Annotated in this window: 1 pseudogene; it reads right to left on the bottom strand. The window is 57.5% G+C overall.

The annotated features are described in order from the left end of the window. A pseudogene (locus QT222_RS01170) lies at positions 1–1,455 on the bottom strand (hypothetical protein); the annotation flags it as partial.

The following is a 1,455-nucleotide window of genomic DNA, read 5'->3' on the forward strand; positions in this document are numbered from 1 at the left end:
GGCGTGGCTCAGCGGTTGGTCGGCTTGCAACGTCAAGGCGCTCGCGTTCTCGCGCAACGGGGTCGAACGCATCAACCTCCGCGCCAGTCGCCTGTCGCTCGATAGATTCTGCTTCGGCTTTGACGCTGGGCTCCATCGCCTGCTTGCGTCGGTGTTCGATCTCGCTGATGTCCCACGGTTCCCCGAGATCGCTAGGGTCACGTTGAGTACGGCGTCGGCGACGCCGAGGTTCACGAAGACCGCGTTCGAGCGCCCTACGCTGGCGACGAATCTCTTCTTCGAGGACGTCCTGATCAACAGTGTACTTGTCCGACTGGGCGGCGCGAGTACGTTTGGACAGTTCGGAGTCAGGGCGTACCTCGGGACCGACGTCTTCTAGCTGTTCGCGACGGGCAGCTTGCTCCTGTTCAGCGAACCGTTCAAGTTCGTATTGCGTCTGCCCAAGGTTCTGCTCGGCAGCATCAGCAGGGTCAAGTTCCGGGGACATGCGACCGGGAGTATCGTCGGCAGCGACAGTATCCCGTCCGCGAGGTCCCGACAGTTCGAGTTGCCCGCGTCCGGCACCTTTGACGAACTCGTTGATTTTTGAGGCCTCTTGGCGTGCGAACTTATCGACAAAGTCGTACTTGGTGCGTCGGATACGCCGCGAAAGCTTCGAGGCCTTGGGCTTCACACCGCGCTTGTAGGCGGCGTAAGCGAGTTCCTCGTTATCGAGACGACCACCTGGAAGTTTGTTGAGAACGCGCTGTCCACGTGAAGACCGAGAGAGCACTGCAGTCGCGGTGTCGCTGAGTATTTCCTCACCAGGTTGGATAGCATACCGAGCAACACGGCCTGCACGTCCTGAGTACCTTGCCGCCGTACCCATTGCACCGGCAGACCCAACGAGTGAACCCACAACTCCCCCAACCGAATTTCCAGATCTCTTTTTGAATGACTTAACAAGCCCCCCTCCTGCCTGCTCGGTGGCAGATACGCTATCGTCAATGACTTTTCCACCATTTCCTTTCACGGTTTCAGCGCCAGTGTAGCCGATGAATTCACCGGTTTCTTTGAGTCCGAGGACAACCGAAGGAACGTTCAGAATCTGTCCAGCACCGGAGAGAGCGCCACGAACAAATTCTTCGCCACGTGCTCGTCCGGTTGTGGGATTAGTAGTGTGGTTGCTGTACCAATCCGGTGCGTGTGATGTGACGGCCTCGGTTACTTTCCGATTGTAAATGAACAGCGGATTGTACTTCGAATTAAAATCAACAGCACCCTTGACGAAATCGTCGTAGGTGGCGGCTCCAGCGCGAAGATAGTCTTCGACGCGTTTGTCGTTACCGAGGTTGATCGGGAGATCACCGAACTGCTCGTCGGGCCGTTCGGATGGTTTTCGTTCTCGTTCGATGGTAGCGACCCAGCGGCCGTCTTCAGTACGGTGGACGTTGTCGAGTTGCTCAGGATCAACAC

The organism is Haloferax sp. s1 (genome assembly GCF_058382125.1).